Origin of the sequence: Bradyrhizobium sp. SZCCHNR1017, from assembly GCF_032381375.1 — a bacterium.
Taxonomy (GTDB): domain Bacteria; phylum Pseudomonadota; class Alphaproteobacteria; order Rhizobiales; family Xanthobacteraceae; genus Bradyrhizobium.
Genome location: NZ_JAUHIR010000015.1, coordinates 134,537 through 161,422 on the forward strand (window position 1 = coordinate 134,537; position 26,886 = coordinate 161,422).

At 65.1% G+C, this 26,886-nt stretch carries 24 protein-coding genes and 1 pseudogene; 16 read left to right on the forward strand and 9 right to left on the reverse strand.

Going from position 1 to position 26,886, the window contains the following annotated elements:
- Positions 1–652 precede the first annotated feature (652 nt).
- Both QW863_RS29035 and QW863_RS29040 read right to left on the reverse strand, forming a co-directional pair.
- The gene (locus tag QW863_RS29035; protein ID WP_315718038.1) at positions 653–2,002 is read right to left on the reverse strand and encodes a malonyl-CoA decarboxylase; all 1,350 of its coding nucleotides are present in this window, start codon (positions 2,000–2,002) and stop codon (positions 653–655) included.
- Positions 2,003–2,128: 126 nt separating this feature from the next.
- The gene (locus QW863_RS29040) at positions 2,129–2,935 is read right to left on the reverse strand and encodes a helix-turn-helix transcriptional regulator (protein WP_315718039.1); all 807 of its coding nucleotides are present in this window, start codon (positions 2,933–2,935) and stop codon (positions 2,129–2,131) included.
- 62 nt (positions 2,936–2,997) lie between these two features.
- Between QW863_RS29040 and QW863_RS29045 the strand changes: the two genes are divergently transcribed.
- From QW863_RS29045 to QW863_RS29060, 4 genes are all read left to right on the forward strand, one after another.
- A complete protein-coding gene (locus tag QW863_RS29045; RefSeq protein WP_315718040.1) occupies positions 2,998–4,179 on the forward strand; it encodes an MFS transporter in 1,182 nt (393 codons plus the stop codon).
- A 161-nt stretch (positions 4,180–4,340) separates the two neighbouring features.
- A complete protein-coding gene (locus QW863_RS29050) occupies positions 4,341–5,291 on the forward strand; it encodes a hypothetical protein (protein WP_315718041.1) in 951 nt (316 codons plus the stop codon).
- Between the two features lie 149 nt (positions 5,292–5,440).
- On the forward strand, positions 5,441–5,674 hold the full coding sequence (locus QW863_RS29055) for a hypothetical protein (protein WP_315718042.1): 234 nt from the start codon (positions 5,441–5,443) through the stop codon (positions 5,672–5,674).
- A gap of 165 nt (positions 5,675–5,839) precedes the next feature.
- Positions 5,840–6,637 carry a transporter substrate-binding domain-containing protein gene (locus QW863_RS29060; RefSeq protein ID WP_315718044.1) on the forward strand — a complete coding sequence of 266 codons (798 nt, stop codon included), beginning with the start codon at positions 5,840–5,842 and terminating at the stop codon, positions 6,635–6,637.
- Positions 6,638–6,715: 78 nt separating this feature from the next.
- Here the strand turns inward: QW863_RS29060 and QW863_RS29065 are convergent, their stop codons facing one another.
- The 3 genes from QW863_RS29065 to QW863_RS29075 all read right to left on the reverse strand — a co-directional run bounded on the left by QW863_RS29065 (position 6,716) and on the right by QW863_RS29075 (position 9,896).
- Positions 6,716–7,510: a substrate-binding domain-containing protein gene (locus QW863_RS29065; RefSeq protein ID WP_315718045.1), complete on the reverse strand. Its 795-nt coding sequence runs from the start codon at positions 7,508–7,510 to the stop codon at positions 6,716–6,718.
- Positions 7,511–7,667: 157 nt separating this feature from the next.
- The gene (locus QW863_RS29070; RefSeq protein ID WP_315718046.1) at positions 7,668–9,155 is read right to left on the reverse strand and encodes a flavin-containing monooxygenase; all 1,488 of its coding nucleotides are present in this window, start codon (positions 9,153–9,155) and stop codon (positions 7,668–7,670) included.
- Between the two features lie 291 nt (positions 9,156–9,446).
- Positions 9,447–9,896, reverse strand: coding sequence for a cupin domain-containing protein (locus QW863_RS29075; RefSeq protein ID WP_315718048.1), 450 nt, complete (start codon positions 9,894–9,896; stop codon positions 9,447–9,449).
- 131 nt (positions 9,897–10,027) lie between these two features.
- Between QW863_RS29075 and QW863_RS29080 the strand changes: the two genes are divergently transcribed.
- Positions 10,028–11,071, forward strand: coding sequence for an AraC family transcriptional regulator (locus QW863_RS29080; protein ID WP_315718049.1), 1,044 nt, complete (start codon positions 10,028–10,030; stop codon positions 11,069–11,071).
- Here the strand turns inward: QW863_RS29080 and QW863_RS29085 are convergent.
- Positions 11,061–12,281, reverse strand: a complete 1,221-nt coding sequence (locus QW863_RS29085) for a polyhydroxyalkanoate depolymerase (protein ID WP_315718050.1) — start codon at positions 12,279–12,281, stop codon at positions 11,061–11,063. The two genes, QW863_RS29080 and QW863_RS29085, sit on opposite strands and share 11 nt — an antisense overlap.
- 190 nt (positions 12,282–12,471) lie before the next feature.
- Between QW863_RS29085 and QW863_RS29090 the strand changes: the two genes are divergently transcribed.
- The 3 genes from QW863_RS29090 to QW863_RS29100 all read left to right on the forward strand — a co-directional run bounded on the left by QW863_RS29090 (position 12,472) and on the right by QW863_RS29100 (position 14,688).
- Positions 12,472–13,125, forward strand: coding sequence for a glutathione S-transferase family protein (locus QW863_RS29090; protein WP_315718051.1), 654 nt, complete (start codon positions 12,472–12,474; stop codon positions 13,123–13,125).
- 343 nt (positions 13,126–13,468) lie between these two features.
- On the forward strand, positions 13,469–13,903 hold the full coding sequence (locus QW863_RS29095) for a cupin domain-containing protein (RefSeq protein ID WP_315718052.1): 435 nt from the start codon (positions 13,469–13,471) through the stop codon (positions 13,901–13,903).
- Positions 13,904–14,211: 308 nt separating this feature from the next.
- Positions 14,212–14,688 (forward strand): HXXEE domain-containing protein, encoded by a 477-nt coding sequence (locus QW863_RS29100; protein WP_315718053.1) that lies wholly within the window; start codon positions 14,212–14,214, stop codon positions 14,686–14,688.
- Positions 14,689–14,711: 23 nt separating this feature from the next.
- Here QW863_RS29100 and QW863_RS29105 read toward each other — a convergent pair whose 3' ends face one another.
- Complete coding sequence (locus tag QW863_RS29105) at positions 14,712–14,984, reverse strand: hypothetical protein (protein WP_315718054.1); 273 nt, start codon at positions 14,982–14,984, stop codon at positions 14,712–14,714.
- A 134-nt stretch (positions 14,985–15,118) separates the two neighbouring features.
- Between QW863_RS29105 and QW863_RS29110 the strand changes: the two genes are divergently transcribed.
- The 5 genes and pseudogenes from QW863_RS29110 to QW863_RS29130 all read left to right on the forward strand — a co-directional run bounded on the left by QW863_RS29110 (position 15,119) and on the right by QW863_RS29130 (position 19,918).
- Positions 15,119–15,496 carry a hypothetical protein gene (locus QW863_RS29110; protein WP_315718055.1) on the forward strand — a complete coding sequence of 126 codons (378 nt, stop codon included), beginning with the start codon at positions 15,119–15,121 and terminating at the stop codon, positions 15,494–15,496.
- Between the two features lie 78 nt (positions 15,497–15,574).
- Positions 15,575–16,415: pseudogene (locus tag QW863_RS29115) on the forward strand (GyrI-like domain-containing protein).
- A gap of 172 nt (positions 16,416–16,587) precedes the next feature.
- Complete coding sequence (locus QW863_RS29120) at positions 16,588–17,514, forward strand: SMP-30/gluconolactonase/LRE family protein (protein WP_315718056.1); 927 nt, start codon at positions 16,588–16,590, stop codon at positions 17,512–17,514.
- A gap of 112 nt (positions 17,515–17,626) precedes the next feature.
- On the forward strand, positions 17,627–18,220 hold the full coding sequence (locus QW863_RS29125; RefSeq protein ID WP_315718057.1) for a GNAT family protein: 594 nt from the start codon (positions 17,627–17,629) through the stop codon (positions 18,218–18,220).
- Between the two features lie 63 nt (positions 18,221–18,283).
- Positions 18,284–19,918 carry a GMC family oxidoreductase gene (locus QW863_RS29130; RefSeq protein WP_315718058.1) on the forward strand — a complete coding sequence of 545 codons (1,635 nt, stop codon included), beginning with the start codon at positions 18,284–18,286 and terminating at the stop codon, positions 19,916–19,918.
- A gap of 126 nt (positions 19,919–20,044) precedes the next feature.
- Here QW863_RS29130 and QW863_RS29135 read toward each other — a convergent pair whose 3' ends face one another.
- Positions 20,045–21,190: an ABC transporter substrate-binding protein gene (locus tag QW863_RS29135; RefSeq protein ID WP_315718059.1), complete on the reverse strand. Its 1,146-nt coding sequence runs from the start codon at positions 21,188–21,190 to the stop codon at positions 20,045–20,047.
- A gap of 177 nt (positions 21,191–21,367) precedes the next feature.
- On the opposite strand from QW863_RS29135, the gene QW863_RS29140 reads away from it, so the two are divergent.
- Positions 21,368–22,159: a helix-turn-helix transcriptional regulator gene (locus QW863_RS29140; protein WP_315718060.1), complete on the forward strand. Its 792-nt coding sequence runs from the start codon at positions 21,368–21,370 to the stop codon at positions 22,157–22,159.
- 89 nt (positions 22,160–22,248) lie between these two features.
- Positions 22,249–23,427, forward strand: coding sequence for a cytochrome P450 (locus QW863_RS29145; protein WP_315718061.1), 1,179 nt, complete (start codon positions 22,249–22,251; stop codon positions 23,425–23,427).
- A gap of 50 nt (positions 23,428–23,477) precedes the next feature.
- Here QW863_RS29145 and QW863_RS29150 read toward each other — a convergent pair whose 3' ends face one another.
- Positions 23,478–25,157: a PAS domain-containing methyl-accepting chemotaxis protein gene (locus tag QW863_RS29150; RefSeq protein WP_315718062.1), complete on the reverse strand. Its 1,680-nt coding sequence runs from the start codon at positions 25,155–25,157 to the stop codon at positions 23,478–23,480.
- A gap of 324 nt (positions 25,158–25,481) precedes the next feature.
- Between QW863_RS29150 and QW863_RS29155 the strand changes: the two genes are divergently transcribed.
- Positions 25,482–26,597, forward strand: coding sequence for a PAS domain S-box protein (locus QW863_RS29155; protein ID WP_315718064.1), 1,116 nt, complete (start codon positions 25,482–25,484; stop codon positions 26,595–26,597).
- The last annotated feature ends 289 nt before the right edge of the window (positions 26,598–26,886 follow it).

Genomic DNA, 26,886 nt, shown 5'->3' on the forward strand with positions numbered 1-26,886 from the left:
GACAAATTCCGAAAATCAGCAATGATGCGCATGTCCTGTCCTTTTCGCAGAGGGGCGTACGCGTCGTCACGAACGTCGGGATAGGGATGCGGTGGCCGCAGCGGCGACGGTGGACGACCGGCGTCGCTACGGACGGAGAAGTCGTGTGGTCCTGGCCTCTCGACGCTGAGGTCTGCGCAACGCGCCAAAGGCGCGTTGTCGCAAAATGGGGGCAAGAACGCCGATCCCCAGGGAGAGCACGAAGGACACCGTTCAAACCATCGCGCAGGGAAGGCCGGAATGCACCGGTCGTACCTGTGGTTCCTGCCCCGTGCACTTTCTCCCGCACGGGGGCCATGGGTTGCGGCCAGCACCCGGTCTTCCCTGCGCCCTCTGTATTTGATGAGGGTGACGTGTTTCGCAGCACTCGGGCGTCAGACGCCGCGAGGCCGCGGTCGCACGTCCTCCAGCTGTTTGAGATGTGAAAGCGGTTTTCCCACAGCGTCGTCCCGGCGAACGCCGGGACCCATACTCCGCGGCGGATGTGGGACGCGAGGTCTAACGACGAGTCCGCCCCAAATCACGTCCTGGGGTTATGGATCCCGGCGTTCGCCGGGATGACACTGACTTTGTGGTTCGCGTGGTTCGTCCCATGCGCCGTATAGGGGACCAATTACGACGACAGCCGCATATCCAGCAGCCGCCGGCCCTCGGCGCGCAGCAGCTTCTTGACCGCGCTCGAGGCCACGACCTCGCCGTCATTGGCATAGGCTTCGTGGTTCTTCTCGATGTCCTCGAGCCGATACAGGTAGTTCACCATCACGGTCGCGGATTCGCGCTGGCCCTTGGACGAGAGGTCGCCGAGCCAGTTGATGCGCTCGAGTCTCGCGCCGTTGCCGAGGTGGAAGCGGGCGACGGGATCGATCACCTTGCCCTTCGACGTCCGCGCCTTCAGGAAGTAGTGCGCGGCGAGCGGCTCGATCACCGGGCGCAGCTCGGCGGTCATCTCGGCATCCTCGACCCAGCGCGGCTCGTTCAGCAGCTTGAGCACGTTGCGATCCTCTTCGGTCGCATCGGTCGTCGACTTCAGCCAGTGCATGAAGCCGGGCACCGGCGACAGCGTGACGAAGGTGTCGAGCTTCGGCAGCTCGCGCCTCAGCTCCTCGACCACCTGCTTGATCAGGAAGTTGCCGAACGAGATGCCGCCGAGGCCGCGCTGGGTGTTGGAGATCGAATAGAATACGGCGGTGCGGGCGCGGTCGGCCGGCACCGGCGGACGATCGACGGCGAGCAGCGGCGCGATGGCGCCGGGGATGGTCTCGGTCAGCGCGATCTCGACGAAGATCAAGGGCGCATCGGGCATCGCGGGATGGAAGAAGGCGTAGCAGCGGCGATCGACCGGATCGATGCGGCGGCGCAGATCGTCCCAGTCGTGGATCTCGTGCACTGCCTCGTAGCGGATGATCTGCTCCAGAATGTTCGCCGGCGTCGACCAGTCGATCTTACGCAGCACGAGAAACCCCCTGTTGAACCATGAGCTCAAGAGATGCACGACGTCGCGATCGAGCGCGGCGAGTTCCGGATTGCCCTTGATGAGATCCAGAAGATCGGTGCGCATCGCCACCAGCTCGGGCGTGCCGCCCGGCGCGCGGTTGAGCCGGCGGATCAGCTCCTGCCGGCGCGGCTCGGAGGCGAAATGCAGCGCGCTCGCGCCTTCGTCCGATGGCGTCGCGCGCCAGTCGTCGATCGCCTTGGCGAGCCTGGCCTTGTCCGGCCCGAAATCATGCACCAGCGCGGTGAAGAACGCCTTGCGGCCCTCGGGGTCGAGATCGTGATAGCCGTCGAGAACGTCGCGGGCCATCGCCGTGCCCGAGGCCTCGCCGGCGCCGGACACCAGCGCCTCGCACAGCTCGGCCAGGCTTTTCGCATCATGCTTGTCGACAGGGGCGCCGCCGCCGCGCAGCAGCGTCCGGCCTCGCTCGGAAATTGTGGTGATCAGGTCGGTGAAAAAGGCATTGGCCATCTGATGTCGGTCGAATCCCGGAGCGTGATGAGGGCGATGTTACATGGATTTATGGCAAAGCTGGCGACATTCAAACATAACAAATCGTCAACGCCGCCGTCGCGGCGTGCATATGCGGCCGGCGTGTCATGCACCTGTCTGCTCCGCGAATTCGGTCGGAGTGCGGCCGGTGACCTGCCTGAAGGCATGCGAAAACGCCGACACGCTGGCATAGCCGAGATCGGCGGCGAGCTGCTTGACGGAGAGGTGACGGTCGGTGGACAGCCGCTCGATCGCGGCGGCGATCCGGGCACGCTGGCACCACGCCTTGAAGCTCAGCCGCGTCTCCGCCGCGAACAGCCGCGACAAAGTGCGGGCCGAGCTGCCGACCTTGCCCGCCAGGGTCGCCAGGTCCTGCTCGCTCGCGGGAGAGGCGAGGACGAGCTGGGCGGCACGTCTCGCGCGCGGATCCTGCGGCAAGGGGATGAAGGTCGAGGAATCCTCGGCGCGGCGCAATTCGAGCAGAGCGAGCCGCACCAGCAGCGCCGTCCGCTCCGGCCCGCCGTCCGCCGCGAACAGCGCCAGGATCGCCTGATGCAGCAGCGGCGACACCTGCACGACGAATTCGCGGTCGAGCCGCGCGCCCCGTGTCTCCCGCTTCAGCCAGTCCAGCTCGAAATACAGCGTCCGCATCTGGCTGTCGGCCAGCATGTCGATGGCGTGGCCATGGCGCGCCGGCACCCAGACCGCGCGGTCCGGTGGCACCAGCCAGCGTCCCCGCGGCGTCGTCACCTGCATCGTGCCGCGCGAGGCGTAGATCAACTGGGATTCACGGTGCATGTGCGGATCGAGCCGCGCACCTTTTTGATAGAGGCGCGCGATCAGATGGACGCCGGGCTCGGTCGTCACCCGGTCGGCGCCGAGCGGCTTCAATGGCGTGTCCACGATGGTCATTGGCGGCTTCTCGTTGGTCGCGTCGACTATAACCGATCCGTCAGGAATCGAGGACAGCTCCCATGAACAGCGCCCGCCGCGTCATCGGCTTCGTCAACGCGGCCCATTTCATCGACCATTATGCGATGCTGATCTTCGCAGCCGCGGTCATCATCATGGGCCCGGCGCTCGGCATGGCCTATGCGGACCTCTTGCCCTATGCGACGCCGGGCTTCATCGCCTTCGGCGCCGGGTCGCTCCTGACCGGCTGGCTCGGCGACCGCTGGAGCCGGCGGCACATGATGCTGATCTTCTATCTCGGCATCGGCTTGTCGATGATCTCGGTCGGCCTGGTGCAGACGCCGTGGCAGCTCGGCGCGGCGCTGCTTTCGATCGGCCTGTTCGCCTCGATCTATCATCCGGTGGGAACGGCGATGCTGGTGTCCTATGCCGACCGGCTCGGCCGCGACATGGGGCTGAACGGCGTGTTCGGAAATCTCGGCGTCGCCTCGTCTGCGCTGGTCACCGGCGTGGTCGGGCAATATCTCGGCTGGCGCTTCGCCTTCGTCGTACCCGGGGTGATCACGGTGGCGATCGGCGTGGTATTCGCGCTGGCGGTCGTGCATGAGGACCGCCGCGGATCGAAGCAGGCGGCGGCGCAGGCCCGCGTCGCGCGCGACCAGATGTGGCGCGTGGTGCTGGCGCTGCTGCTGGTGGTGATCGCGATCTCGACGACGTTCAACGCGATCACCGTGGCGCTGCCAAAACTGTTCGCGGAACGGCTGGCGGGGCTGACGCAGAGCCCGGCACTGCTCGGCGTGATCGCGGCCGGTGTCTACGTGTTCGGCGCGATGACGCAGTATACGATCGGCCGGCTGCTCGATCGCCACGCGCTGAAGACGATCGCGCTGCCGCTGTCGCTGGTGCTGGCGCCGCTGCTGTATCTCGCCGCCGACGCGCGCGACTGGGCGCTGATCCTGGCCTCGATCGGCATCGTCATGGGTGCGTTCGGGCAGGTCACCGTGAATGACGCCATGGTCGGCAAGTACACCGCCGAGGAATGGCGTTCGCGCGCCTATGCGGTGCGCTATTTCATCGGCTTCACCGCGGCCGGCGCCTCCGTCGGCCTGGTCGCCTGGCTGTATGAGCGCGGCGGCTTCGTCACCATGCTGCAGGCCTTCGCCGCGCTCTGCCTGGTCGCGGTCATCGCCGCGCTGATCCTGCCGCCGGAGCTTCCGGCGGCGCAGCCGGCGCCGGCGGAGTGAGGATGCGATCCACCCAAATTTTCCCAATTGCCAGGCCTCCGCCGCCGGCGCAGCCTGGGCCGATATGCCCGTGCGCATACCGATGAGACCCGATTGGCCACCATGCGGGCGGCTGCGCTGGCGACAAGTCATTGAAGCACGACACCATTGAGGATCGACCGATGATCAATCGCTTCAGGAGAATGCTGGTACTCGGGATGGCCGCGGCGGCCGGCCTTGCAGCCACGCAGGCGCTGGCGCAGAGCGATGCGCAGCGCAACGCGATCAAGTCGGCGTGCCGGTCCGACTACATGGCGAAATGCGCGAGCGTGCCGCCCGGCGGCACGGCGGCGTTCCAATGCCTGCAGAAGAACATCGCGAGCCTGTCCTCATCTTGTCAGACGGCGGTCAAGGCGCTCGAGCCTGCCGCGGAGGCCAAGCCCGCGGCAGAGGCCAAGCCTGCGGCAGAGGTCAAGCCCGCGGCAGAGACCAGGCCCTCGGCGGAGGCCAAGCCGCCGGCGGAAACCAAGCCTGCCGCGGAAGCCAAGCCGGCTTCGGCGCCGTCCGCCCCGGCCAAGCCGGCCGTCGCCGAGGCGAGCAAGCCTCCCGAGCCTCCGAAGGCAGCGGCGCAGCCGGCCGCGGCCGTGCCTACGCAGTCCCCGGCGGCCAAGCCGGCTGCAGCGGCGTCAGCGCCCGCAGCCCAACCGAGCGAGGCGCAGGTGGCCGCGATCCGGAGTGCCTGCGGCTCCGATTACCGCAAGGTCTGCAGCAGCGTGCCGCCGGGCGGCGCCGCGGCGCTGCAATGCCTGGAGCAGAACAAGGCCAAGCTGTCCGCTCCCTGCGCCCAGGCGATGGCGTCTTCGCGCGGCGGCGCCGCGCCGGCGACTGCGGCTGTCGCCGCGCCCGCGGTGACAACCACCGCTGCACCGACGGCGCCTGCGCTGGTGCTGCGACCGCTGCGGCCGCTCGAGGAGTTGCGCATCGTGAGGGCCGCCTGCGGCGCCGACGCGCGGGCGTTGTGCAGCGGCATCGAGCCGGGTGGCGGTCGAATCGCGCAGTGCCTCGCGGCCAATGCCGGCGCGCTGACGCCTGGCTGCAAGGGCATGCTCGCGCAGTTCGCGGCCAATCGCTGATGCGGAGCGGCTGCCGTCCATGGTTACCATCCGAGATGCATACGAGCGCGATCCACCCAAATTGTCACAATTGTCGGGCGGGGAAGTCCCAGGCAAGGTCGCGACGGGGTGGATATTTGACCAATGAGATCACGATCAGGAGTTTGAAGATGAGCGCCATTGTCTCACGTGCCATTATTTCCACGCTGTGCGGATTGTTCATCCTGGCGGCGATGCCGTTCGTGTCGATGTCGGATGCCAACGCCGTGGTCTGCGCTCGGGGCGTCGTGCGGGCCGGCTGCGCCGGTGCGGCGGGCGCCGTGGTGGTTCGCAAGCCGCCGGTGGCGGCTGCGGCGTGCCGCACGGTCATCGTCAATGGCGTCGCGGTTCGGCGCTGCGTTTAAGCGACGCTTAATCGGTTTTCGGTATCGAGTTATTTGAAACCGTAATTGCGACGCGCAAGTTTTGCGCGTCGCATGCTGCTTTGCGCAAGCGAGGTAAGTTGTATTTAACGGTGCTCCCGGCAAGGTGCGGCTCGTATCCAACCTGCAATCCAATGGGAGAGGGCCATGGCGTTTTGGCGCTGGCTGCGTGACGCAGCCCTGGCAGCTGCGGTAGTCACGTTTGCCGGCAACGCCGCCGGCGCAGCCGGCTTGAAGGAAGAAATCGCGCCGACCGGCAAGCTTCGTGTCGCCATTGCCGTTGGCCCCGCCGGCGGTGCGTTCTGGTGCGTCAAGTCGGACAGCGGCTATTCAGGCGTTCCGGTCGAACTCGGCAAGGCCATGGCCGCGCAGGTCGGTGTGCCCGTCGAGTTCGTCGAGCATCCGAATTCCAATGCGATCACCGATGAAGCTGCTCGGGGCGTCTGGGATGTGGCCTTCATGCCGAAGGACGCGGAGCGCGAAACCAAGGTCTCGTTCGGTCCGGTCTACGATTCGGTCGAGACCACCTTCATCATCCGCGCCGGTCTCGACGTCGCCAACATCGCCGCGCTGGACCAGGCCGGCACCGAGGTTGCGGCCATCAACGACACGACCGTGCTGCGCGGTGCCAAGGCTTTCCTGAAGAAGGCGACCGTCACCGGCTTCAAATCCTACGAGGAAGTCTATGCGCTGCTCAGCGCCGGCGAGATCGACGCGCTCGCGCTGGCGCGCGATCAATTGAATCTCATCGCCAAGCAGATTTCCGGCACCAAGGTGCTCGCCGAGACCTTCAAGAAGACGGACACCGCGGTCGCGGTGCCGCTGAAGCATCCGCAGTCGCTGGCCTTCGTCACCAAGTTCATGACGGATTCCAAGGCGAACGGTCTGCTCAAGAAGGCCTACGGCGCCAACAATCTGAGCGAGTCGACTTTGCTCACCCAGTAAGCGCACCGACGCTGCTTGGCGGACTCTCCCACGCCACCGGCGGGGGAGAGCCATCGTCTCAGCCGGCACGCTTCATCGTCAGTTCGGCGCCCGCCTCACGATCGGATCGAGGCCGCTTTCCGCGATGACGTGACGCGCATCCGGTGATTGCAGGAACTTGATGAGCGCCTCGCCGGCCTCCGGCTCCTTGGCGGCCGTAGCGATGCCGGCGGAGAACACGGTGATCTTCTGCAGTCCGGCCGGCAGCGGCCCGACGATGTCGATGCCCTTCACCGGCTTGAGCTCGCTGATCTGCTGAAAGCCGATCTCCGCTTCGCCCTGGGCGACGATCTCGCCGACGGGAGTGGCCGGAATCATCCGCGCCTTGCCTTTCATCTCGTCCTTGATGCCAAGCTTGTCGAACATCTCGGTGGAGACGTAGACGCCGCTCGCGCTGTCCGAATAGGCGATGGTCTTGGCGGCGATCAGCATGCGTCTCACGGCTTCCGCGTTCGAAATATCGGGATGCGGCGTCCCCGACTTGACCGCGACGCCGATCGGCGAGTTGGCGAGGTCCGCGCGGCTATCCGGCGTCACCTTGCCCTTGGTGGTGAGATCGCTGAGTGCGTAGCCCACCATGATGAGGACATCGGCAGGTTCGCCGCGCTCGAGGCGAACGGGAATCGCATTCGTGGTTGTTCCCATCGACGGGCCGTAGGCAATCGTGACCTTGTGACCCGAGCGCCGCTCGAATTCCGGCACCAGGGATTTGAACGCAGCGGTCATGCCGCCGGAGATCATGACGTGGACTTCTGCGGCTTGGGCCGCGGTGGTCAGGAGGAACGCGGCCGAAGCGGCGAGACCGATGGTGCGGAGATGGGTCGAGAGGATCATGGCAGGCTCCGAGGCGAACGGCTGGAGGCCGGGGCGCCTTGGATAGCCCGACTGTGTCGGGAAGGCCAGCGCTCCACAGGGCCGGCCATCCCTCTGCAATGCGTCGCGCTTGCGGCGTCACTGTGTCTGCAGCGCGGCGAGACTGTTCGCCGCCACCTCAGCCGGCCTGATAGGCCGGCGCGGATGCGAGAAAGTCGTTATACGCGTCCGCATCGGGCGGCGTGAACATCTCGGCCAATGGATTGCGCCGTCGGCGCTGAGCGCCGATGTCGGCAAGCAGTTCATCGAAATGCTTGAAGTGATAGGGCGCGACGCAAAGTCCGCCATACACGCCCGCGGCAGGGCGCTCGATCCGCTTGAAATGCAGCATCATCTCGATGTTGTCGCGCATCTCGCGCTCGCTCGGTTGATGCGCCAGCTGTTTGTCGGCATACCGCACCAGCCAGTTGGCGGCCATGTCCGCACAGAGCACGGTGCAGAAGCTCGAATTGAAGCCGACGAATCCCATGTCGGGAAGATCGGGATTGGCGATCAGCCGATAGAGCCGGTACTGCCCGTCCGGATCGACCAGTCTGGCGCGGTCGGCATCCGACAGAAACGGGACCCCGAGCTTGTAGCCGATGGCGAGGATCGCGACGTTGGCCGGAATTCGTTCGCCGCCGCTGGTCACGATGGTGTTCGGCTCGTAATGGCCGAAGGTGCCGTAGACGGCCTTGATCCGGCCGTCTGCGACCATCGGGAAGAAGTCGGGCGTCGCGATCGGGACTGAGCAGTTCACGCCGTCCTCGATCCTGCCCTTCGGCACCATGTTGCATTTGGCGAGCTTCAACTGCATCTTGAGCAGGCTTTCCAGGCCGCGCCAATTGGCCCAGACGAGCGGCTTGGCCAGCAGATGGGCAAGGCGCGAGAGCGGGCCCATGCCCCAGCTTGGGAACATCTGCTCCTGGGCGCGGATATAGAGGATGCGCTTGAAGTTGATCAGACCGCCGATGAAGTAGGGAATGCGCCACACCGCTTCACGAAGCACGATCGTGACCGAGCGCGCGCCGGAGCGCACGGCGTTGACCGCGATGTCGGTTGCCGATTTCGAGCCGCCGAGGACCACCACGTCGCGCCCCTTCGTGAGCGCGGCATCGTTGTATTTCGAGGAATGCAGGATCAAGCCGCCGGCGGCCGCGAATTGATCTTCGCCGCCAAGCGACAACGTCTGCGGCTCGTTGAACTGACCGGTGCAGACGGCGACGAAATCGAAATCCTCCCGGCGCGTCCGGTCTCCTGTTTTGAGGTCGAGGCTCCATCCAGGCTTGCCGTCACTGCGGCGCTGCATCGCAAGCACGGTCGTGTTCAACCGCATCAGGCGGATGAGGTCGTGGGATTTCGCGTAGTCGGCAAGATAGGCATGGACCTGCGGTCCCTTCGGCCATTCGGGGTAGTGATCCGGCATCGCCTTGTCGGTGTAGCGATAGAGCTCCTTGGGGCTCTGCGTCTGCACGTCGGGATAGGACCGCGCGGGCTCCCAGACGCCGCCGAGATCGACGCTCCGCTCGACGATGGTGACGTCGTGCCCGCGGGCGGTGAATGCTTTGGCTGCAGCCAGGCCGGAGACGCCGGCGCCGATCACACAGACATTCTTTCGGCTGATCATGGGACCTCCTTGTTGTCGAGCGCGCAGCCGCGTTCGGGCGGCATTCGCCCGCCGCGCTGCAGAAGCCCGCGAGAGTTTGATGGTGACGAAGGTCGCCCGGCGCGACCGAGGCGTGCGATGCCGACGGATGGGGCAGCATCGAAATCAGGGCGAGAAGGATCTCGCCGATCGCATCTCGTTCGAGCGCAGCCGCTGCTCATGCCGCAGGCGCACGGAGCCGATAGCGATGATCGCGCGCCGTTCGTACCGCAACAAAAGGGCGGGGGCGCCCGCTGGGGCCCGCGCTGCCGCCTAGTCGTTGGCCTCCGGGGGCAGGAAGTCGACCTCGTGTTCCGCCGAGATCCGCACCACTTCGGCTGGGTCGGCGAGATTGTCGAGCATGTTGAACAGCGCTTCCAGCTTCTGCATCGGGGAGACCCAGAACAGCGCGCGCGCCGGCTTGTCGGATTTGTTGAAGTAGCCATGCGGAATGCCGCGCGGCATGCGCACGAGGTCGCCGGCATTCGCCTTGACCCAGACGCCGTCGAGCTTGAGGTCGAGGACGCCTTCCTGCACCAGGATGAACTCGTCCTGGGTGGGATGAACGTGAACCGGCACGAACTGCCCGGGCTCGCTGTTGGTCTCGAAGGCGAACGTGGAGTCGGTGACGGCTTTCGGATAATAGAGCTGACCCAGGATATTCCAGGTCTTGCCGGCATAGCCGGTACCTGCGCGCGTGATGCCTTTTTCGAGTGTGATCATGGCGGATCTCCTTGCTGCACGCGTGGGAGGATCAAGCCGGGGCGACGCCGAGTCTATCCAGAAAACGAATCCCTCGACGTCAGTTGCTAATTATTATAGGTTTCAAACGATCTCGACGGGCGACGTAGGCCATGACTGCAGATGCAGCCGCTGATCGTAGTTGGAAGTCTCCGGCTGTGCCGCGGCTTACAGCCTATGGCCGTGTTGCAACGCACGATGTCGATGAGGCGGCTGAACAAATAGGCCGCATCTTCTGTCCGCATGGGCTGCAACCGGAGGCGGATACTGCGCGCGATTTCCTCGCTCTGCATAATTGCGCGGCATTCGATGGCTTTTCCATCAACTACGTCGCCTATGGCGGTGCGGTAACCATCGATCCGGGCTGTCTCGACCGCTTCTTTCTGCTGCAGCTCCCGCTGGCGGGGACCGCGCGGGTCTTTGCCGGGGCCGGCGAGGTCGCGACGGCGCCAGACCATGCGGCATCACTGCTGTCGCCGACATTGCCCACGCGGATGGTCTGGGACGCTTGCGCTCAGTTGATCCTGTTGCTCGACCGCCGTCTCGTGGAACAGCGCGCAGCAGCGCTGTCCGGGCGCGCGGTGCAACCGATCGAATTCGATCCCGCAATCGCGTTGTCGGGATGTCCTGGCTCGCGGCTCCGGGCTCACATGCTCGGGCTCGCGGACCTCGCCGAGCGTCTCGGCGGTGGGCGCGGCCTGCCACCGGTTGCGGCAGCCAATTGGCGCGAGACGCTGCTGGACATTCTGTTCGAGCAGCCCGGCAATGGCCTGGCGGAAGCGATCAGGCTGCATTCCGGCCGGGTCGAGACATTGCCGCAGGCCGTCCGCCGGGCGCGTGATCTTCTGGCAGCGCACGCAGCCGAACCGCTCGATCTGGCGCAACTTGCGGCGTCGTCAGGCGTGGGGATCCGGGCGCTGCAGGGCGGCTTTCGCCGCCATTTCGGGATGTCGATCTCCGACATGCTGCTCGACATCCGGCTGGCGCGGCTCAATGCGCAATTGATGGCGGCTCCACCGGAGGCGCGGATCATCGACATCGCCTTCGACCTTGGCTTCACCCATCTCGGGCGGATGGCGGGGGCCTATCGCAACAAGTTCGGGGAGGCGCCGTCGGCCACGCTGCAACGCGTGCAGCGCGGTCGCTTCACGAATTGACGTGCACGAAATCCCGCAGCAGCGGATAGATCTCGTTATTCCACTTCTTGCCGCTGAACACGCCGTAATGGCCGACGCCGGCCTGCATGTGATGGACGCGGCGATAGGCGCGCACATTGGTGCAGATGTCCTGCGCCGAGAGCGTCTGGCCGATCGAGCAGATGTCGTCACGCTCGCCCTCGACCGTCATCAGGCCGATGCGCCGGACTGCCTTCGGGTCGACGGGACGGCCGCGATGCATCAGTCTGCCTTGCGGCAGCAGATGCTCTTGGAAAACGTCGCGCACCGTCTCGATGTAGAACTCCGCCGGCAGATCCATCACCGCGAAGTACTCGTCGTAGAAGGTCTTGATCGTTTCGGCCTTCTCGACCTCGCCTTTGGCGAGATGGTTGGCGAGATCCATGTGCTGCTTGACGTGGCGCTCGAGATTCATCGAGACGAAGGCCGTGAGCTGCACGAAGCCCGGATAGACCTTTCGGAAGGCGCCCCTGCATTGAAAGGGCACGTAGTGGATCAGGTTGTCCTCGAACCAGTCGATCGGCTTGCTCTTGGCGAACTCGTTGACCTTGGTCGGCTGGATCCGCGTGTCGATCGGTCCGGCCATCAAGGTCAAGGTGGCGGGGCGCGACGGATGGTCGTCCTCGCACATCACGGCGGTGGCCGCGAGTGCCGACACCGACGGTTGGCAGATCGCGACCATGTGCGGCCGCGGACCGAGCTGGCTGAGAAAACTGATGAGATGATCGGTGTAATCTTCCAGACCGAAGCGGCCGTGATCGCGCGGGATGTCTCGCGGATTGTGCCAGTCTGTGATATAGACGTCGTGATCCTGCAGTAGCGTCTTCACGGTGCCGCGCAGCAGGGTGGCGAAATGGCCGGACATTGGCGCGACAAGCAGCACCTTGGGCTGCTCCGGCGCAGCGTCCTTCTTGAAGTGCAGGAGCGAGCCGAACGGCGTCTTGAACGTGACCTCTTCGGTGACGGCGAGTTCGCGGTTGCCGACCATTGCGCTATCGATGCCATACGCCGGGCGGGCGTAGGTCAAGGCTGAGCGGGAGATCAGCTCAAGCGCGGCGGACAGACGCCGCATGGCGCGGCTGGATAGCCCTGATGGGATCAGGTTGAGATAGCGCATGGCGGCTGCCGCGCTCTGGCGCCACGGCTCGGTCAGGTCCATGTGGTTCTGATAGGCTTGGTACAGCAGCGCCATCGCGTCCGATCCATTACATGCATTGCTATATGCAATATCGGAGCCAGAACGGCCGAGTCTTGCCTGAAAAACTGGCATGTCGCTTGCTCGATGATATCTCCGACGTATCCGGCTCCGCGCATGATGCCGGTCGCACGAGCGGCACGATGGGCGAACGACAAACGACAATGCGGCAAGAGGGTAGGGCGACATGGCCAAAGCGACGTTGACCATCAGCAGCAAGAATTACTCGTCGTGGTCGCTGCGCGGCTGGCTGCTCGCCAGGTTTGCCGGACTGGATTTTGACGAGGTGATCGTCGGTCCGGACGACGCATCGGCTCGCGCCGAGATCCTGCTGCTGTCGTCCTCGATCCTGGTGCCGTGCCTACGCCACGATGGTGCGACGATCTGGGATACGCTGGCGATCGGCGAGTATCTCAACGAGACCTTTCCGGAGGCGGGCCTGCTGCCAGCCGACCGCATCCAGCGCGCGCATTGCCGCTCGATTTCGGGCGAGATCCATTCTGGCTTCACGACCCTGCGGGCGTCGCTGCCGGTCAATCTCAAGGGCCACTTTCCGGGCTTCAAGGTCTGGACGCGGGCGCAGGCCGACATCGATCGCATCTGGGCGATCTGGCGCGACTGCCTGGACATATCCGGCGGCCCATTTCTGTTCGGCCAGCGAGGCATGGCGGATGCGATGTATGCGCCGGTGGTGACGCGCTTCGTGACTTATGACGTGAAGCTCGAGCCGCGGCTCAGGGCCTATGCCGACCTGATCATGGCGATGCCGGAGATGCAGCAATGGATCGAGGCCGCCAAGGCCGAGCCCGAGGAGATCGAGGAGCTGGAGGTCGAGTACTAGGTGTACTGCCGTCAGCGGCGCGTGCCCGCGGCCCTTTGCAGCCGCGGCTCCAACGGCTCACGCCGCGGGCAGCGGCTGCTCAATTTGAAGCCGGATTTGCGTCTTCTCGGCGCGTGGCGCGGGCTGTCAGCACGTCACCATTGCCGTGTGGCGTCGGCCAAAACCCGGTTGTCGGCAATCAGTTCGGCTCGCGATGCCGCCCTGGCCTACCGATCTCTGCGTTGCAGACAGGGCGTGGCGTGGTTTTCGCATGGCACAATCCGCTTTCGGACGTGGTGGCCGCTGTGGCCGATCGATGGGCCGCAACGGTCGCCGATGTCGCGATCAACCGGTGGAGGCCGTCATGAACCAGCATGCAGTGGTGACCAAGTTCTCGCACGTGAAGCCCGAGGACACCGACTACAAGGGCGGTGGGTTGCGCGACTTCTTCCTGTACCGCGATCTCGGCATCGCCGACGCCACCGGCGGCCAGGTGATCTGCCACCTCGTCAAGGCCAATCCGGATTGTCCGCCGGTGGATGGCACAGGTTGGCATCGCCATGATTGCGATTTCCAGATCGTCATCATGATGAAGGGCTGGGCCCGCTTCATGTACGAGGACAAGCCGACCCTGGTGAAGGCCGGCGACGTCGTGCACCAGCGTCCCGGCATCGTGCACTACCTCTACGATTATTCCCCTGACATGGAATATATGGAGATCGTCAGCCCGGCCGACTTCAAGACGGTCGAGATGCCGCCGGCGACCGACAACGTGCCGCCGGTCACGCCCTGGACCTGAGCGCCAGATCTGCCTCTCCGTTAGTCTTTGGCATCCGGTTGCGGCAAGCGGCCGGAGGCTTCCCCTCACGATGTGGTGGGTCGTCTCCGATGTGTCCGACATCTAGCGTGAACAGATCGCGCACCAGATGCGGCATCCGATTCGGACGCGATTCGTTCCAGCAGCGTTCCAAGGATTAAGACTGCAAGGAAGCGCCGTCGCATTTTGAAACACGGCACGCGCGCTGCCCGTCTCGCGCCTTGGTGCTCTACATTGCCCCTTGCGACCGGTCTGGCGCCGGTCCATCACCCGCGAGGGGAGCATCGATCATGACATTGACCACATTGGCTTGGCTCGCGCTCGCGGCCTACGGCGCGCATATTCTCGAGGAATACACGTTCGATTGGCGCAATTGGGCGCGGACGGTGATGAAGCTGCCGGTCGAGTGGAGCGACTTCTACGTGACGAACGCGCTGGTGGTCGTGCTCGGCGCGGTGCAGGCAGAGCTTGCCGAGACGTGGCCGCCGGCCGCGCTCACCTACGCGGCGCTGATGATCATCAACGCCGTCTTCTTCCACATCCTGCCGTTCCTGCGCAGCGGAGGCAGATTCTCGCCGGGGCTGGCGACGGCGCTGATTCTGTTCTTTCCGATTGCAATTGCGATGTGGCGGCGAGCGTGGGGTGACGGTGTGCTCGACGTTGGAACGGCTGCCCTCGCGATCGTCGCCGGCTCGCTGCTGATGGCCTATCCGGTCGTGATGCTCAATCTGCGTTCAAAACCATATTTTCGGCAAGACCGGCCCTGAGCAGAACTCAGGGCCCGGCATGATCAATAAGACGAAGCGCGATCGGCAACGAAGCTCGGCTGCGGACGGCGTCCATTGCGCTCGTCAAATCGCGCGCGCGGGAACCGCCAGCCGATGACGGTGGCTTCGAGCGCGCCGCCGGATTCCTTGTTGTGCCATTTGCCATCAATGTAGAAGCAGGGGAACGGCAGTTGATAGGTGCCGCTGTGATCCTCGCACAGCACCTCGACCGTCTGTCCGGGCGGCGGCTCACCGCTGCCGTCGAATTGCGCCAGCCGTTTTTCGCGCGTAGCCATTCTGTCCATCTCCCTAAAAACGGGTCCCAGCCGGAACTTCAATGCGCGATTGAGGTCTCAGTATGGTATCAATCAGGAAACTCCGTCAGTTCCACGCAAAATCATGTGTTGGGCAAGCCAATGAGAAAATTGTGATGCGAAAATTCATTGCCGCGCGAATCATCTTTGCCGCGAGCGCGCTCGCGACAGGTGTGAGTTCTGCCGGACATGCGCAGGATATTCCGGGCATCGAAATCTGCACTGCAGAAAAGGCGATGGATCGACGGACATCATGTCTGCAGAGCAATATCGATTTCCTGCAGAAGACGATGACCAAGCAATCGCTCGATCAGCAGCAGAAGCTCGATGCGGCGAATCGGCAGATCCAGGCGCTGAAGGCTGCGCTGATCTCGCAGCAGGGCCTGATCGACGAACTCAAGGCGTCGCAGGCGAAACTTGCGGACGAGCTGAGGAAGAAGGCCGATGCGCCGGCCGCCAAGGACGCGGCGCCGGCGAAGCCGGCCGGCAAATAGCACGGCCCGCAGCGCAACAACGATCAAGCGCATGTGGATCTCCGCGCGCAGGATCGGGCGCTTCGATAGGAGAGAGGCGTGTCCACCAACCCGGCCCAGAAAGCGCTCTGGTTCATCGAGAGCCATCTGTCGGCGCCATTGACGCTGGATGAGGTCGCGGCCATCGCCGGCGTGTCGCGCTTCCACATCGTGCGCGCGTTCGCGGCGGCGACCGGCGTCTCGGTGATGCGCTATGTCAGGCTGCGCCGTCTCAGCGAGGCGGCACGGGCTCTGGCCTCTGGCGCACCCGACATTCTCAGTCTCGCGCTCGAGGCTGACTACGGCTCCCACGAAGCGTTCACGCGCGCGTTCCGCGACCAGTTCGGCGTCACGCCGGAAGCGGTGCGCGCCCGTGCGCGCCTCGATGGCCTCGCACTGCAGGAGCCGATCCTGATGAACCAGACCCCGCTCGATGATCTCGCCGCCCCACGCTTCGTCACCGCGCAGCCGCTGCTCGTCGCCGGCCTCGGCGATCGCGTCAGCGTCGACAATGGCGCGGGCATTCCCGCCTTGTGGCGCCGCTTCAACGAGATCGTGCACGAGGTTCCGGCGCGCCGCGGCGTGGTGGCTTATGGCGTGTGCTGCAACGGCGACGATGCCGGCAATTTCGACTACATCGCCGGCGTCGAGGTGGCCGATTTTTCCGACCTGCCTCGGACCTTCAGCCGCGTGCGGGTTCCGGCGGCGACGTTCGCCGTGTTCACCCATGCCGGCCACGTCTCGTCGATCCGCCGCACTGTACACACGATCTGGAATCGCTGGTTGCCGCAGTCGGGCTATGAGGTCGCCGATGCGCCGAACTTCGAGCGCTATGACCAGCGTTTCGGACCCGCTCACCGGCAATGGCGGCCTGGAAATCTGGCTGCCGGTGATCCGCTAAACATCGCGCGCGGTACCAACTTGCGTCGACACGCTGCAAGCGTCTCCCTCAGCAGGGCTGCTCTGCGGTCTCGCGCTCAGCCGCTTGCTTGGCAAGCCGTGCCGGCTTTGCGATAACCTCACGCCTAACAACCATGCGCCGCAGCGCGGCGACGAAAGCGGGAGGTCGTCCGATGTCCGACATGCGCGTGCTCGCCACCGATCTGGAATTTCCGGAAGGGCCCGTGGTGATGCCCGACGGCTCGGTGGTGCTGGTCGAGATCCGCGGCAAGCGCCTGACGCGGGTGTTTCCCGACGGCCGCAAGGAGATCGTGGCGCAGATTCCGGGCGGGCCGAACGGCGCAGCCCTCGGGCCCGACGGCAAGATCTACATCTGCAACAATGGCGGCTTTTCCTGGATTCCGACCGGCAAGATGATCATGCCGGGCCCACAGCCCGAGGACTATCTCGGCGGCTCGATCCAGCGCGTCGATCTGCAGAGCGGCACGATCGAGACCGTCGTCAGCCGCTGCGGCGAGCACGCGCTGCGCGGGCCGAACGATCTGGTGTTCGACCGTCACGGCGGCCTGTGGTTCTCGGACCTCGGCAAACGCCGCGCCCGCGACATGGACGTCGGCGCGTTCTATTACCTCAAGCCCGGCATGAGCGAGATCGTCGAGGCCGTCCACGGCATTCTGCCGGCCAACGGCATCGGGCTATCGCCGGACGAGAAGACGGTCTACATCGCGGAGACGCCGACCGCGCGTCTCTGGGCCTACGATCTCGCCGAGCCCGGCACGGTGAAGCCGCGCGAGGTGATCTATCGCGGCGAGCGCGGCCGCCCGATCGCGGGGCTCGGGGGCTACCAGATGTTCGATTCGCTCGCGGTCGAGGCGAACGGCAATGTCTGCGTCGCCACGCTGGTGACCGGCTGCATCAGCGTCATCGCGCCCGACGGCACGCTGGTCGAGCAGGTGCCGACTGGTGACCGAGTCACGACGAACATCGCCTTCGGTGGTCCCGAGCTGAAGACGGCCTACATCACGCTGTCGGGCAGGGGTGAGCTGGTGGCGATGGACTGGCCGCGACCGGGCCTGGCGCTGAATTTTCTGAACAAGTGACGCTCTACGTGATAGTTCCGTCATCGCGAGCGCCAGCGAAGCCATCCAGGGCGGCACATGCGACTCTGGATTGCGTCGTCGCTCGCTCTCCTCGCAATGACGGACACTGCTGATGCCCTTTCTTGAACCAGTCACCCTTCGCGGCCCGCATGCGAGCCTTGTGCCGCTGTCGGCGGACCATCACGACGCGCTGGTCGAGGCCGTCAGTGACGGCGAATTGTGGAGGCTGTGGTACACCGCAGTTCCGAAACCCGAGACCATGACCAAGGAGATCGAGCGGCGGCTCGGCCTGTTCGCCACGGGAAGCATGCTTCCGTTCACGGTGCTCGATGCCGACGGCCGTGTCGCCGGCATGACCACCTACATGAACGTCGATGCCGCCAACCGCCGCGTCGAGATCGGCTCGACCTGGTATGCGAAGCGGGTGCAGCGCAGCGCGCTCAACACGCAGTGCAAGCGGCTGCTGCTGGCGCACGCCTTCGAGGCGATGGACTGTATCGCCGTCGAGTTCCGCACCCATTTCTTCAACCACCAGAGCCGGCGCGCCATCGAGCGGCTCGGCGCCAAGCAGGACGGCATTTTGCGCAGCCACCAGATCGCGCCGAACGGCACGCTGCGGGATACCGTCGTCTACAGCATCACCGCGGCCGAATGGCCGACCGTGAAGGCGCATCTCGACTACCAATTGAATGACAAGCCGCGCTGACCGCGCTATGGCCGCTTGCCGCCTCGCGCGGCTGATGATGACGAGACCGGGACGAACGACCAGATGGATACCTTCGACTATGTGATCGTGGGCGCCGGCTCCGCCGGCTGCGTGCTGGCGAGCCGCCTCAGCGAGGACCCTGAGGTCACGGTGTGCGTGCTGGAGGCGGGGCCGCGCGACTGGCATCCCTACATCCATCTGCCCGCCGGCTTCATCAAGACCTTCTACATGAAGAGCATCAACTGGGGCTATCAGCAGGAGCCGGGGCCGTACACGGCGGGGCGCAGCATCTATGCGCCGCGCGGCAAGACGCTCGGCGGCTCCTCCTCGATCAACGGCCATGTCTACAATCGCGGCCAGCGCCAGGATTTTGACACCTGGGCGCAGATGGGCAATCGCGGCTGGAGCTATTCCGACGTGCTGCCGAATTTCAAGCGCATGGAGAAGCGCATCGGCGCCGGCGAGGACCAGTATCGCGGCCGCGACGGCAACCTCATCGTGACCACCATGGAGTGGAAGGACACGCTGTGTGAGGCTTTCATGGATGGCGCTGTCTCGCTCGGTATCCCGCGCAACCCGGACTACAACGGCGCCATTCAGGAAGGCGTCTCATACGTCCAGCGCACCATCCAGAACGGCCGCCGCGTGTCGTCAGCGACCGCTTTCCTGCGTCCGGCCAGCAAGCGGCCGAACGTCGAGGTTCGCACCCACGCCCATGCCACCGGCGTTGTGCTGGAAGGCAAACGCGCGGTCGGCGTGCGTTACAGCCGCGGCGGGCGCGGCGGGGCGCCGGTCGAGGTGCGCGCGCGAAAAGAGGTGATCCTGTCCGGTGGTGCCTACAACTCGCCGCAGCTCTTGCAGCTCTCGGGCATCGGCGCGCCCGCGCTGCTGCAGGAGCATGGCATCGAGGTGCGCCATGCGCTCAACAGCGTCGGCGAGGGCCTGCAGGACCACTACGCGCCGCGCACGGTGGCGCGTGTCAAGAACATCAAGACCGTCAACGAGCTCGCGCGCGGCCTCAATCTATGGGGCGAGGCGCTGAAATGGGCGGTGACGCGGCGCGGCATCCTGTCGCTGTCGCCGACCATGGTCTACTGCTTCTGGCACTCCGGCGAGACCGCGGAGCGCTCCGACCTGCAGCTCACCTTCACGCCGGCGAGCTACAAGGAGGGCGTGCAGGGCCAGCTCGAGGACGAGCCCGGCATGACGGTCGCTTCCTGGCAGCAGCGCCCGGAGAGCCGCGGCTACGTCCGCATCCGCTCGGCCGACCCGTTCGCGCCGCCGCTGATCCAGACCAACTATCTCACCGCCGAGCTCGACCGCCGCGTGGTCGTCGCCGGCATGAAGCTGGCGCGCCGGCTGCTGGCCTCGGCCCCGCTCGCGCCGTACTACGCCTATGAGGATTTCCCGGGACCGAAGGTGAACAGTGACGATGAGTTCCTGGCCGCGGCGACGCAGCGCGCCACCACCACCTTCCATCCCGGCTGCTCCTGCCGGATGGGCCCAGCGGACTCGACCTGGGCAACGGTCGACGACCAGCTCCGCGTCCATGGTCTCGAGGGCCTGCGCGTCGCCGACGCCTCGATCATGCCGCGCATGATCTCCGCCAACCTCAACGCCGCGACCTTGATGATCGGCGACAGGGCGGCGGACCTGATTTTGGGCAAGGCGCCGGTGGCGGAGAGTTTGTCGGCGTAGTTGGGGCCGTCGCCGCTTATCGTTCGAGCCCGTGTCGTGCCGCACGACCAGTGCGCCCCCCTCCCCCTAGCGGGGAGGGGAGTGCACCGCCTGCGCGGCAGACTATGCTTCCGATCACGAGCTTGACTACTTCACCAGCCTGAACCGCCCGCCCTCGACCTTGATCAGGAACGCCGAGCGTTCGTCGTAGCCGTTGTGGTCGGTCGGGCTCATGTTGGAGAGGCCGTTGTTGAGATAGACGTCCTTGCCGCGCTCCAGTTCGTCGCGCAGTGCGGCGCGAAACTCTGCGGTGCCCGGCTTGGCCGCCTTCAATGCGGCCGGGATGGCGCGCTTGAGCAGCGTGGCGGTGTCCCACAGATGTGCGGCGAAGATGTTCGGCTTGTCACCATTGGCGGCCAGATAGGCTGAAACGAATTCGTCATTGGCGCGGCGGAACGGATCCTCCGCGGGGAGGTCGTCGGCGATCGAGAACGCTTCGCCGGCGAACACCGCGCCCTCGACATTCTCCTTGCCGAGCTTGATGAACTCCTGCGTCGCGACGCCATGGGTCTGGAAAATCCTCCCCGCATAGCCGCGCTCGCGCAGCGCCTGTTGCGGCAGCACCGCCGGCGTGCCGGCGGACGCGATGAACACCGCATCCGGATTGGTGGCGATCACCTTGAGCGCCTGGCCGGTGACGCTGGTGTCGCCGCGCGCATAGACCTCGTGCGTGGTCACCGTGAGCCCGAGCTTCGGCGCCAGCTTCGTCACCTCCTGATAATAGCCCTCGCCATAGCCGTCGGACACGCCGATGAAGCCGAGCGTCTTCACCCCGGTCTTGGCGATGTATTTGAGCATCGCCGCGGCCATGATGTCGTCATTGGGCACGACCTTGAATGCCCATTTGCGCTTGTCGTCCATCGGCTGCACGATCGCGGTCGAGGCCGCCAGCGACAGCAGCGGCGTCCTGCTTTCGAGCGCGACGTCGAGCATCGGCATGGTGACCGGCGTCAGCGAGGAGCCGATGATGACGTCGACACCGTCCTGGATCACCAGGCGGCGCGCGTTCTGCAGTCCCTTCACGCTGTCGGATTCGTCGTCGAGCGCGATGTAGACGATCTTCTCGCCGCCGATCTCCTTCGGCAGCGCAGCCACCGCCTTGATCTGCGGCTGCCCGAGCGCCGAGCCGGGCCCGGTTGCGGACACCACGATACCGACCTTGATGTCGGCGCACGCGGGCGAGCCGAAAGCCATCGTTGCAGCAATTCCGATCGCCGTGAGCGCGGCTCTCATCGCATATCCTCCCCGTTGAGCGTGCTCGGCGCGTTGACTGGCCGAGACTTTGGCCGATGAGCGTAGCCGGACCGGCGGCCTCGTGTCTGTCCCCGTGGTTGGTGACGCGGGGCGGCGCTTCCAGCCAGGGCGGGTTGCTGCTAGGTTTCGGCGAACAAAGAGATCCGGGAGGAACGCATGGAGGCTCAGGAGCCTGGCATCGAGGCGGCCGGTGCCGTCGGCGCGATGGTGCTCGCGATCGGACAGCCCGCATTTCCGCAAGTCCTGATCGAGACGTTGCGCATCGTTGCCGATGTCGGCCACTGCATGGTGTTCGCCTTCGAGGACCAGCGCTCGGCGCGCTGCCTGCTCAGCACGGGGAACATCGCGATCGGGCCCGACCTCGGCGCGGCCTATTCGGAGCACTTCCACATCGCCGATCCGAACCGGGATACGATCTTTCGCGAGCGCGCGGAGGCGCGCCACATCCTGCTGCCGAACTTCGCGCGCCGCATGTACCCGAAGGGTTACCGCAAGCTGTTCTTCGAGGACTCCGAGATCGTCGACAAGGCCGCCACCGCGATCTGGGTCGGCGAGCACTGCACCTACGTGAACTTCTATCGTACTGCTGCTCAAGGCGGTTTTGCGCCCCACGAGCGCCAGCGCATCGCCGCGGTCGCCCCGATCGTGGGGGCCATCGTCGCGCGTCATTGCCAGGATCGCGCTGCCGCGATGGATCCGGCCGATAGATTTGCTTCGTTGTTCGCCGCCGGCGGACCGCTGTCGGTCCTGACCGCGCGGGAGAAGGACGTCTGCCGTCGCATCCTCGAAGGCTTCACCTCCGAGGCGATCGCCGGGGCTCTCGGCATCGCCCTCAACTCCGTCTTCACCTATCGCAAGCGCGCCTATGAGAAGCTCGGCATCGCCTCGCAGAACGAGCTGTTCGCGATCGCCCTCCGCCTGATGACGACACCGCGGCCGCTGAACTGAGCGAGGGGCTCGCCTGCTGTCACCCATCGCCGGGACAGACGTTGCCGGAGCGTGCGGCTAGCCTGCGCCGTCAGAACCGGAGACCGAGAGTGAGCACAGCACCGCATTTCGACATCGATACCGCCGCGTTCTGGGCCGATCCCTATCCGGCGCTGGCTCGCATGCGCCAGGAGACGCCGATCGCCTTCGTGCCGCAGCTCGGCAGCACGCTGTTGTGCCGTCGCGACGACATCTTTGTCTCCGAGAAGCAGGTCGACGTCTTCAGCTCACATCAGCCGCAGGGCCTGATGAACCGGCTGATGGGCCACAACATGATGCGCAAGGACGGCGCGGCGCATATGGCCGAGCGCCAGGCGATCGCGCCGGCGGTGTCGCCGCGCGCGGTGCGGGTGCACTGGCTGGCGCAGTTCCAGGCCCACGCCGACCGGCTGATCGACGCGCTCGATCCTGCGACGGACGTGGATCTCGTTCGCGATTTCGCGCTGCCGTTCTCGGCCGAGTGCCTGAAGCTGATCACCGGCCTCACCAACATGCGCTTCCAGGACATGAATGCGTGGTCGCAGGCCATGATCGACGGCATCGCCAACTACACCGGGGATCCCGCGGTCGAGGCGCGTTGCAACGCCGCGACATCAGGCATCGACGCTGCCATCGACGACATGCTGCCGGTGCTGGAGAAGACCCCGAACCAGAGCCTGCTTGGCGTGATGCTCGCCACGCAAATGCCGATGGAGAGCGTCCGCGCCAACATCAAGCTCGCCATCTCGGGCGGCCAGAACGAACCGCGCGATGCGATCGCCGGCACGGTGTGGGCGCTTCTGACGCATCCCGAGCAGCTCGCGCTGGCCATCCATGGCGAGGTGCGCTGGCTCCAGGTGTTCGAGGAATATGCCCGCTGGATCTCGCCGATCGGCATGTCGCCCCGGCGCATCGCCAAGCCCTGGACGATTCGCGACGTCGCCTTCGAACCGGAGGAGCGCGTGTTCCTGATGTTCGGCTCGGCCAATCGCGACGAGGCGCATTTCACCGACCCCGATCGCTTCGACGTCCGCCGCGACGTCTCCAAGAGCATCGCCTTCGGCGCAGGCCCGCATTTCTGTGCGGGCGCCTGGGCCTCGCGCGCGATGATCGCCGACGTCGCGCTCCCGACGCTGTTCGCGCGGCTCAAGAACCTGCGCCTGCGTGACACCGAGCCGGTGCGCATCGGCGGCTGGGCCTTTCGCGGCCTGCTCAATCTGCCGGTGACCTGGGACGCGACGCAGGATTGATCCTCGCCGCGGCCCTTGCGGGGGGGGGGGGCGCCGTGCTCAGGCGGCCTCTACGCCCTGCCTGCTGCGATCGCCTGCGCCTCTGCGGCTGCGCGCTGCATGCTGGACGACATCTCGCCGGTGACCGTGCTCTGCTCCTCGACGGCGGCGGCGGTCGAGGTGACGTATTCGCTGACGTTCTGGATCTCGACCTTGATCGCGTTCAGCGCATTCACGACCTCGCTGGAGATCCCGTTCAGTCCGGCGATCTCCGCGCCGATCTTGTCGGTGGCGGCCTTGGCCTGCGTGGCGAGATTCTTGACCTCCGACGCGACCACGGCAAAGCCGCGGCCGGCATCGCCGGCGCGCGCCGATTCGATCGTGGCATTGAGTGCCAGCAGGTTGATCTGCCCGGTGATGTTGCCGATCAGCTCGACGATGCCGCTCATCGCCTGCGTCGCCTCGCTCAGGCGCTTGGCCTGCGAATCGGCGGAGGCGACCCGGTCAGCCGCCCCCATCGCGGTCTCGCGGGACTTCGTCATGGCCTCGGAAATCTCGCGCACCGAGGCGTTCAATTCCTCGGCACCCGCGGCGACGGACTCCATCATGCCGCGGACTCGCTCATTGCCCATCCGCACCAGCACTTGCTTGGTGACGTCGGTGGCGTATTTCACGACCTTGAACGGCTTGCCGTTGAGGTCGAGGATTGGATTGTAGGAGGCCTGAATCCAGACCTCGCGACCGCCCTTTCCGATCCGCTTGTATTCCGCGGTCTGATATTCGCCGCGGTTCAGGGCGGCCCAGAAGTTGCGGTAGGCCGCACCGTCGCGCTCTGACGGATCGACGAACATCGAATGATGGCGGCCCTTGATCTCGGACAGCGTATAGCCGAGCGCCTGCAGGAAATTGTTGTTGGCGTCGATGATGGTGCCGTCCAGTTCGAACTCGATCACGGCCTGCGATTTGCTGATGGCCGCGATCTGTCCGGCGAGATCGGCATTCCGAAGCTTCTGAGCGGTCACGTCGGTGGCGAACTTGACGACCTTGAAGGGCTTTCCGTTCTGATCGAACACCGGATTATAGGACGCCTGAATCCATACCTCCTTGCCGCCCTTTCCGATTCGCTTGTATTCCGCGGCCTGATATTCGCCGCGGTTCAGGGCGGCCCAGAACTCGCGATAGGCGGCACTGTTGCGCTCCTCCGGCGAAACGAACATGCTGTGATGTTTGCCCTGGATCTCCGGAAGGCTGTAGCCCAGCGCATTCAGAAAATTGTCGTTGGCGGTGACGATGGTGCCGTCCAGGTTGAATTCGATCACGGCCTGTGATCGGCCGATGGCCGCGACCTGAGCGCTGTAGTCGAGGTTCTGCAGCCGCACGCTGGCGTCGGACCACTCGACGACCGTTCCGGCGCGGCTTCCGTCCGGGTGCTTCAAGGGCTGCGCGATCAGATCGAACGTCCACTTGCCGATCTTGATGGTGGCCCGGTGCTCGGAGGCGAGGGCCTGCAGCATGCGGCGCTGGTGGGTCGGGTCCTTGTGGAAGACGTCGATGTTGGTGCCGATGAGGCCGTCGACGCGGAAGTTCGGCAACTGCGTCTTGAGATCGGCCTCCGCCTCACGCATCAGCGCCCGTACCGCCTCGTTCATGTAGACGATGTTGAGCTTGTCGTCAGCGACCATCACCTTCGCGGTGATCGCGTTTGCGGCCAGGGCGGCCAGGGATGCGGCGTTGTTCTTGCGGCCAAACATGATGGTCTCCTGTGCAAACGATCACGCCAGCGATGTGCACATCCTCGTGATCACGCGGTAGTTGCTGTGATCCAGAGACGGCGCTGACTGCGATCATTCCTGAACTCGATGATTCCCGTAAATTCCCGGGGGCTTTATTCAATCTAACAGCTCGTCAGTAAGATTCGGTTAGGCAGCAATCTGCAGAGATGTTCTGATTGTGCAGGAATGGCCGTGAATCTGCGGGGCGTGTTCAAGTGTCGCAGGGCCGGGATTGCCTTAGATCACGATCGACATGATCCTCGGCGCTAGGCTCCAACCAGATTGGATGGTATCGGCTTCGACATGCCAGAGAAGGACATTGCCGAAGTCATCGCGGTGCCGAGGGTGTTTCTCGACAGCCTCGGCATCGGCATCTCGATCGTCGACAGTGCAACGGGACATATCCGGTTTGCGAACGCCGAATGCTGCCGGATCGTCGGATACACGCTGGAGCAGCTCAAGACCGGTGGGCTGACCTTTGTCGATCTGACGCATCCAGAGGACCGGGAGCGCAATCGGCTGCAGCACGACAAGCTGCTTGCAGGCGAGATCGCGACCTATCAGCTCGACAAGCGCTATCTCCAGCCGGACGGAAGCGTCGTGTGGGGACGCGTGACCGTCAATCCGGTCAGGGACGCCAGGGGCCGCCTGAAGTGGTTCTGCGCCGTGGTCGAGGACATCACGACAACCAGGATCCTGGAAGAACAGCTTGCGGCCGCGGAGAAGCTCGCTGGGCTGTCGACGTTCAACCTGATCGTCGATGCAGACGAGTCCAAGGGAGATTTTCCGCCGGCGTCGCCATCGTCGCTGCGCGACATGTTGTGCCACGTGCATCCCGAGGATCGGAACGGGCTCGAGCAGGTCATCCGTCGTGCGATCATGAAGCGAACCGGCTACACGCGCGACTACCGGGTGCTTGGCAAAGCCGGTGCGGTGCGCTGGGTCCGTGGCATGGCGACCTCCGTCTACAGCCCGTCCGACGGACGAACCCATCTCGTCGGCGCGACGATCGACGTCACCGCGGATCATCTCGATCGCGATCGCCAGGTGCCGGAGTCCATTCGCAGGATCCTGGAACACATTGAGACGAACTGGGATCAGAAGATATCGATCCAGCAACTCGCGGTTCGCTACGGCGTCAGCCCCCGCACGGTCTATCAGTACTTCGCGAAGAGTGGTGTGTCCTTGGCCGAGAAGATCAAGCTGACGCGAATCCAACATGCGCACCGCATGCTGTATGATGCGAAAGCGGGTGACACGGTGACGTCGATCGCCCTGCGATGTGGCTTCAGCAATCCGGGGCATTTCGCCAGGGAGTATCGAAAGATCTATGGTGAGACGCCGTCGGAAAGTCTGAGGCAGGCGTCATTGCCGCTGGCGGCGCGGGGTGAAGCCGCCGCTGCTCCGTCCGCCCGCTGATCGTCAGCCGACCTTCACGGCATCACGTCTGGATGGAGCAACCGGCCAGATGTGCCCGACGGGCAATCTCCGCATGCTTCGTATGCGCGAAATGCCCGTCGGGTTAGTTTGCCGCAGCCGCGCCGGCTTGCGTCGTCGGGCAAATCAGACCGATGGTCTTGCCCATCCCGCCTCGAGCAGAGGGACGTACGCGTCGTCACGAACGTGGAGGTGGGCTGCGATGGACGTGACGGCTGTGCCAGACGAGCGCAGGCGGCACGGACGGCGAAGTCGTGTGGTCCTGGCCTCT